This is a genomic window from Paenibacillus sp. 7516, assembly GCF_002272715.1.
Classification (GTDB): domain Bacteria; phylum Bacillota; class Bacilli; order Paenibacillales; family Paenibacillaceae; genus Paenibacillus; species Paenibacillus illinoisensis_A.
The window spans coordinates 1-7695 of sequence record NZ_NPBI01000031.1 but is presented as its reverse complement, the minus strand read 5'-3'; the positions used below and the strand labels follow the sequence as shown (position 1 = coordinate 7695).

Annotated in this window: 7 protein-coding genes; 4 read left to right on the top strand and 3 right to left on the bottom strand. The window is 49.4% G+C overall.

Annotated elements, in window-relative coordinates; genetic code table 11:
- Positions 1-101 precede the first annotated feature (101 nt).
- From CHI14_RS23815 to nagA, 3 genes are read left to right on the top strand one after another with little or no spacing between them, the layout of a single operon-like run.
- Positions 102-965, top strand: a complete 864-nt coding sequence (locus CHI14_RS23815) for a MurR/RpiR family transcriptional regulator (protein WP_095291920.1) — start codon at positions 102-104, stop codon at positions 963-965.
- A gap of 1 nt (position 966) precedes the next feature.
- Positions 967-1695 (top strand): glucosamine-6-phosphate deaminase, encoded by a 729-nt coding sequence (nagB, locus tag CHI14_RS23810; RefSeq protein ID WP_095291919.1) that lies wholly within the window; start codon positions 967-969, stop codon positions 1693-1695.
- Positions 1692-2924 (top strand): N-acetylglucosamine-6-phosphate deacetylase, encoded by a 1233-nt coding sequence (nagA, locus tag CHI14_RS23805; RefSeq protein ID WP_095291918.1) that lies wholly within the window; start codon positions 1692-1694, stop codon positions 2922-2924. Before nagB ends, nagA begins: the two co-directional genes overlap by 4 nt.
- 222 nt (positions 2925-3146) lie before the next feature.
- Here the strand turns inward: nagA and CHI14_RS23800 are convergent, their stop codons facing one another.
- From CHI14_RS23800 to CHI14_RS23790, 3 genes are read right to left on the bottom strand one after another with little or no spacing between them, the layout of a single operon-like run.
- A complete protein-coding gene (locus CHI14_RS23800) occupies positions 3147-3779 on the bottom strand; it encodes an acetyltransferase (RefSeq protein ID WP_095291916.1) in 633 nt (210 codons plus the stop codon).
- The gene (locus CHI14_RS23795) at positions 3779-4915 is read right to left on the bottom strand and encodes a DegT/DnrJ/EryC1/StrS family aminotransferase (RefSeq protein WP_095291914.1); all 1137 of its coding nucleotides are present in this window, start codon (positions 4913-4915) and stop codon (positions 3779-3781) included. Before CHI14_RS23795 ends, CHI14_RS23800 begins: the two co-directional genes overlap by 1 nt.
- Positions 4916-4950: 35 nt before the next feature.
- Complete coding sequence (locus CHI14_RS23790) at positions 4951-5817, bottom strand: glycosyltransferase family 2 protein (RefSeq protein WP_095291913.1); 867 nt, start codon at positions 5815-5817, stop codon at positions 4951-4953.
- Between the two features lie 202 nt (positions 5818-6019).
- Between CHI14_RS23790 and CHI14_RS23785 the strand changes: the two genes are divergently transcribed.
- Positions 6020-7549, top strand: coding sequence for a glycosyltransferase (locus tag CHI14_RS23785; protein ID WP_095291912.1), 1530 nt, complete (start codon positions 6020-6022; stop codon positions 7547-7549).
- Positions 7550-7695: the final 146 nt, after the last annotated feature.

Here is a 7695-nt window from a genome sequence, read left to right as displayed (position 1 = left end):
TCCCTTGATTTGCGGATAGAGCTTGATTAAAATGAAGTTATAAAAATTATTTTCTTTATTTATTATAAAAATATAAAAATTATTTTCAGAGGAGTACGCTCATGGCAGCCATCATACATGCGTTACAGCAAGAGCTGGATGGACTTCCATCACAGGAACGGCGAATTGCAGAGGTTATTTTGCAATCTCCATCGAATATCCCGGGCTGGACGATTAATTATCTTGCAGAACAAAGCGGTACCAGTCCGGCAACGGTCACCCGTTTCTGTAAGTCCTTTCACTTCAAGGGCTTTCCGGATTTCAAAATGAAGCTCGCCGCAGAGCTGTCTCATTCAACGGACAAAACGGCTTATCAGGATATCGTGGCAGGCAATCCGTTGTCCAAAATTGTGGAGGCCATCGAGGCCAATCACCTTGCCTCCATTGCGGATACCACTCGGCTGCTGGATTTGGGCAGATTGGAGCATGCGGTTCAGCTACTATGCCAAGCCCGTCGCATTGACCTGTATGGTGTTGCGACCTCATCCATCGTGACACAGGATTTCTATCAGAAACTCGTGCGAATCGGCAAAAGCTGTACGGCCTTTTCGGATTCCCATATGCAGATTACGTCAGCTTCCTCGCTAAGTGAAGGAGATGTGGCCATGGCCGTATCCTACTCGGGTGAAACGCCTGAGACCATCGATGCCCTGCATTGCGCCAAACAGGCGGGAGCTGCAACGATCTCACTTACTTCTTACGGTAACAACAAGCTCGCCGGAGTATCCGATATTCCGCTATTTACGTCTTCACTGGAAGAGGGCATGAGACGGGGAGATATGGCTTCCCGGATTGCGCTGCTGCATGTCATTGATATTTTGTTCACAGGCATGATGAGTGCCGATTTCGACCGCTTTATCCCCAAACTGGAACAATCGTATCACAATGTGCAGTCCTATCGAGTTCAACAACATGGAGGTGCGTGAGATGAACATTCGTATTTTTGAAAATGAAGAAGACCTTAATGCAACAGGTGCTGGCCTGATTGCCAGCTTGCTGCAAACGAAACCACGGGCTGTGCTTGGACTCGCAACGGGAAGTTCTCCGGTGGGCATTTATAAACAGCTCATTAACTTGTACCAGAAAGGGCTGGTGAGCTTCGCGCAGGCTTCTTCCTTCAATCTGGATGAGTACGTCGGTCTTCCGGTGGAGCATCAGGAGAGCTATCGCAGCTTCATGAATGAGCAGCTCTTTCATCATATTGATATCGATCTGGCAAAAACGCATGTACCCAACGGGCAAGCAGCCGACCTGGACCAGGAATGTGCCCTGTATGAACAGCGGCTGGATGATCGCGGACCTGTAGACCTGCAACTGCTGGGTATCGGACACAATGGTCACATCGGCTTCAACGAACCTGGGAATGAATTGACCGGACGCACGCATGTGGTGGATCTCAAGGAAGAGACCCGCAAGGCCAATGCCCGTTTTTTTGCAAGTGTTGATGAAGTCCCTGCTCAGGCCATAACGATGGGTGTAGGTACGATTCTGAAAGCCAAACAAATTCTGCTGATCGCCCGTGGTGAGGAAAAGGCCGAAATCATTCGTGAAGCCTTCATGGGGCCGATCACAACCCAGTGTCCTGCGTCCTTGCTGCAATGCCATCCGAATGTGGTTGTACTGCTGGATCGTGCTGCTGGGAGGTTGGTAAAATGAACGGAACTGACATAGCCCACTTCAAAAAAGAGAGCGGCAGCCCCATTTATCTTCTTCGCGGTAAAATGGTACTGCCTGAAGGTCTGGCGCAGGATGGACTGCTCGCCTGGACCGAAGGGAAAATCATATACGCCGGGTCACCGGAAGGTCTGCCGGCATCTATTCGTGATCAGGCGGTCTCCGTGTCTGTACCCGCTGGGGGCGTTATCGTCCCCGGGTTCATTGATATCCATGTCCACGGTGGTTATGGAGAGGATTTCATGGATGCGAGCCAAGAAGTGTTGGACAAGATTACTTCATTTCACAGCACGCAGGGTACCACTGCCATGCTTGCAACGTCCATGACTGCTCCGAAGGACAGACTGGATCAGGTGCTCGCTGAAGTGGATCGTTATCGTTCCAAGCCGATGCCATACGCCCAGCTTGAGGGTGTGCATCTGGAAGGACCGTTTTTCAGTCCAAAATGGCCTGGTGCGCAGAATCCGGAGCATATTGTACTGCCCAATGTATCATGGCTCGCAGAATGGGAAAAAGAGTATCCCGGCCTGATTCGCCAAGTTACGTTGGCGCCGGAACGGGAAGGGGCGCTTGAGGTCATTGCATGGCTGCGTCAGCAGCGGATTACAGCAGCGCTCGGTCACACGGATGCGACCTACGAAGAGGTGGAGCGAGCGGTTGAAGCAGGGCTGCATCACGCGGTACATACGTACAATGCAATGACTCCGCTGCATCATCGTAATCCCGGAGCCGCGGGAGCTGTACTGAGTGATCCAAGAATCAGCGCTGAAGTGATTGCTGATGGCATTCATGTGCACCCTGCAGCGATCTCCATCCTTGCCCAGCTGAAGCAGTCTGCCGATCAACTCGTGCTGATCACAGATGCCATGTCGGCTGCCGGGCTGGAAGACGGGGAATACAAAATCGGCGACCTGCCCGTGATCGTGAAGGAGGGCGTAGCCAGATTGAAGGACGGCGGTGCCCTCGCTGGAAGCACACTAACGATGATTCGTGGCTTCCGCTATTTGGTACAGGACGTGGGCATGAGCCTGAACGCTGCATCTCGCGCAGCCAGTCTCACGCCGGCACGCCTGCTCGGAATCGATCATCGCACAGGTTCCTTGGTTGCAGGGAAACAGGCAGATATCGTTTTGCTGAATGCGGAGCTTGAGATCGAAGGGGTGTGGGTAAAAGGGAAAAGGGGCAAGCATTCGCCTATTACTCGAACATGAGGCAATAGGATGCCGATCATCTGAATCCGGGTATACACCAAACAAGCGTTGGACTGCAGGATTTTCCTACTGTACAACGTTTGTTTATTTACTTCGCCATTTTGCTAAATCAATAGTAACGCTCATGGGTGTTTCTTTCATTGCGTTATTTACGGAGAAGCGAGTTCCTCGTGAATCTCTCATAGCAGAAGTGATCTAATTTCTAATTTTACCAATTCAGGATCATAGATTTTTTTTCACAACAGCAGGAACTCCTGCGGCCATGCAGTATCCAGGGATATCGTCCTTAACAAAGGCGCCGCCACCTACGACGGACCAGTTTCCGATCTTTCTTTTTTCCCTGACTGATGCTCCGATCCCAACATAAGCTCCGGCTTCAACAACTACGTTTCCTGCAAGACAAACCCCAGGACCCAACGTAACATAGTCGCCGATAACTGAGTCATGGCTCACACTCACGCTCCGATTTAAAATTACATGCTGTCCGATACGGATCTGCTCCGATATAACGGCACCTTCAAAGATCATGCTGCCTGCTCCAATCACATTTCTCCGCGACCAACGGACGTTAGGGTGTATCAGTGGAGGGGCAAAATGAAATCCTGAACTTGCGGTTGTCAGGGCAAAGCGTCGCTTCAACGCTGGATCTCCTACTCCTGCGCATACAATTTCGACTTCATCTCTCAACAGTTCGATATCGGCTAACGTCCCGAGAATGGGGAGGCCCTCCACGGTCAGCCCCTTCATATGTGGACGCTCGTCCAGAAGCCCAACGATTTTAATGTTTAATTCTTCACATAACCAAACGATTTCCCGTGCATGTCCTCCTGCGCCCCAAACAATGAGGTTACGCATCAGCTTTGAACCCTTTCCATAATTGCGAGAGCACCAACAACTTTACGTATATGATCTCTGTCCATTTCCTCCCATAATGGCAGGCTGACAATATGTTTTGCTATATGTTCGGTCATATGGAGACTGGCATGTGGGCAAGACTTGAACTGCTTTTGTTGGTGACATGCTGGCGAAAAGTAGGTTCTGGCTTCAATGGATTTTTTATCAAGTTCTTTAACCACTTTCGGATTCTCAAGAGACGAGGGACTGAGAATAGATATGAACTGGTGAACAACTGATCCCCGCAGCGTTTGCAGGGACCATCCCTGCTCCAGCAAGCCTGCTCGATAAAACTCGTGAAGGTAAAGCTCATGAATAGATTTGCGGTTGTTCTGAACTGTCCCAAAGTGATCCAGCGTGGCTAGGGCAATTGCAGCGGTGTATTCGGATATTTTGCTGTTCAATCCCGTAAAGACAGACTCCCGGCTCCGGGAGAAACCGAAATTGCCGGCCTGGCGAATCCGCTGGGTCAGATCATGATCCGCACTGTACACCAGCCCACCTTCACCCACAGCAAAGGATTTCGTCGCATGAAAACTGAAAACGACGGCGCCCGGGAATCCGGTGCCGAACTGCTCTCCTGTCTGTGTCTCCGTCGTGCCGAAGCTGGCTGCCGCATCGATAACGACCGGAATGCCATGCTGAACCAAATCATGATACGGAGACAAGTCCATGGCGGTGCCAAAGGTGGCATAGGGCACACATACGGCAATCTGGTCTCCGAGATGCCTGATGGCATGCTCCAACTGATCGCGATTTAACTCCCATGTATCAGGTTCAATATCAAGGAAGTAGGGCTCCAGTCCGCACCACTGCGCAGCGAGTGGCGTAGCTGCAAACGTGAAGCTTGGCATCAGCGCATACTTCCCTCCGGGGCGCTTGCTATGAGAGATCGCCAGCATCAGGCCAACGGTAGCGTTATGAACCGTTACGGCCGATCCTTTGCCGTTAAAGATCTCTTGGATGACCCGTTGCTCGAACTGTTGGTTCAGCGGACCGTAATTGGAATATAGGCGGGTTGCTTCTATGGAGTCGACATAGGGAAGGAAAGCTTCTTTTTTTACAAGCCTGGGTCTTAAAAAAGGAATATCATGCATGTTTCTTCTCCTTTCCTGGACGGCGGAATACAATCTTATCCCTTTAACGATGACAAGAGGGCCTGAATCCGTTCCAAATCTGTATGGATTTGCGGACGCTCCTGAATGCTCAGTCGATACGCATGAAGAGCGCTTTGGAACAAGTCGTCCGAATGCAGATATCCCTGTTCACGGGAGGCAATCACGATATCGAGCCATTCAGTCATGGATGTCCGAGTCAGCTCCTGATTATTTTGATGTTGATGTTTGCGAAGACTGCTTAGACCGTCGGCAATATACACTGCTTTGCCTTTGGAGAGCAGGTTAAGCCAAGAGGCGACGTCGTTCAGCAGGCTGTACTGCCTTCCATTAAATGTTCCGAATGGGTGAATCAGGTCCTTTTTGCGGAACAGGACGGTGGTAGGTTCACCAATCACGTTCAGGCATCGGCTCAGCATATGGTTACCCAGGTCGTAACCGTCCAGGATTCGGGTCTCTTCATATAATTTTCGCGATGCATAGATCGGTGGAAGAAGCTCACCTTGTTCATTAATGATGTTCCTGTAGGAAGTGACAAGAGAAATATTCTCGAAAGTTTGATAAAAATAAAGCATCCTTTCGATCTTTTCCTTGTGGAATACATCGTCATCCATCAGATAGTTGACAAATAAGCCTGAAGCCAGATTAAAACACTTGTGCCAGTTACCCAAATAGAGGTTTTTATCGTTTCTGAAATATTTGATCCGGGAATCCTCTTGCAGATAAGGCCTCAGCATTTTCTGTACATCATGGTTCGTGCTGTCATCGCATATGATGATCTCCAGGTTGGAGTAGGTTTGTTCCAATACGCTTTCAAGTGCAATCCGCAGTGTGTCTGGGCGATTGTAAGCCGGGATGAGAATGCTTACGAGCGGGGAATTCATATTGATTCCACCTTTCTGGCGGTTGGTTAGGTCCTGAATGGGAAGGCAGATTTCCTTGGTTGCTGTGACGGTTTCTCAAGCAGCGAATGATTCATTGGCACTACACATACATGTATATTACGTGGAAGATAAATGATGCAGGTCCGGTACATATTGTGCGCGATCTTGTCATTTTTGCAATGAATTTGTAAAGGAGGCGAACATGTTGGTAAATGAAATACCGATGCTGATGGCACATCTGTTTGTATCGGATAAGATACCGAAAGAGGCAATCAGCAAGCTGACGGCAGAACTTGAAGCCGCTCACATCAAGGTGATGCTCTATCAGGCAGACCAGTCTCCCGCCGGGAAGCTGTTCCAGAAACCAAGGGTGTACGTATCACTTGGTGATCATTGGGAACAATTTCCTGGCCTCTTCTCGCTGCCACCTCATGAGAAGAGGCGCTGGCTTCATTACGGCTCGGTTGATGAAGTCAGCTCCATTCGGTTGATGTTTTGCTGGCTTAAAGCTACGGATCCGCTTCCCGAGAATAAAATCGTTCCTCCGTCCCAATTTTCTTCCGATACTCCGTTGATTTCCGTATTCACGGCAAGCTACCGATCCGGTGATAAAATTCAGCGGCCTTACCAATCATTGTTGAAGCAGACCTACAGCAATTGGGAATGGGTCATTGTAGACGATTCAAATGATCAGGAAGAAAATCACAACCGGTATTTGCTGCCACTTGAGGATGAACGTGTCCGGAGATATCGGCAGGATGCAAGTAACGGATATATCGGCTCGGTCAAGCGATATGCCGCAGGATTGTGTACAGGAGAAATTTTGGTGGAGGTGGATCACGACGATGAATTGATGCCGGATTGTCTCGAGAAAATTGTAAGAGCTTTTCAACAACACCCGGAATGCGGCTTCGCGTACGGTGATTGTTCTGAGGTATATGCGGGAAGCAATAGAGCTCATTGGTATGGATGGGATTGCGGGTACGGGTACAGCGTTTATTATCGGGTATGGCTGCATGATATGGGAAGATGGCAAAATGTACAAAAGCATACGACCATTAACGGCAATACCATTCGTCATTTGGTCGGTCTGCCGAATCATCCGCGTGCATGGACACGGGATTGCTATCATCTGGTTGGCGGCCATCGAAGCGAACTTCTCGTGTCGGATGACTATGATCTGCTTGTGCGTACATTTCTGTGCACCCGGTACCTCTACATCCCGGATTTACTGTACATCCAATACCGTAATGAACACGGGAACAATACAACCTTCACCCGAAACAAGCAGATTCAGGTGCTGGTCGGGGAATTAAACCGAAGCTACCGGCAAAGGATCGGATTGAGATTAACAGAGCTGGATCTGCCGGAACTGCTTCCTTATAACCGAATCTGGCAGACATCTCCCCAGGACCCGGCCAGAAAATCGGGAAATGTCCTTTTGGAAGATGGAGTAAGGGTATCTGTTATTTTCCCGCTCCCCTATTCATGCACGGATCCAGATTACACCCAGTTATACAGCACCATACAGAGGGGGCTTGACAGTGGGTTCAAGGAAATGGAAGTCATTATTGTCGGCCGAATACCAGAAGAACTGGAAAAGTATGCTTCCATGGCTCCAACGGGAGCAATTCGCTGGTGGACGATGGAAGAACAGGATTCGTTGGAGATTTGCATCCAATATGCCAAAATTATCGCTACATCCAGGGGAAAGGTCGTTGTTATGCCCTGAACTTATCAATGAGTAGAGAAAAGGGCACATGGCCCGGCATGCTTGCAAGAAGCGCCACGGTCATGTACCCTTTTCGGATGATTGCTGGTGTCAAAATCATTTAATTCATTTAGCAGTTTAAGCCACTGACTTGGATTTAAGCAGGT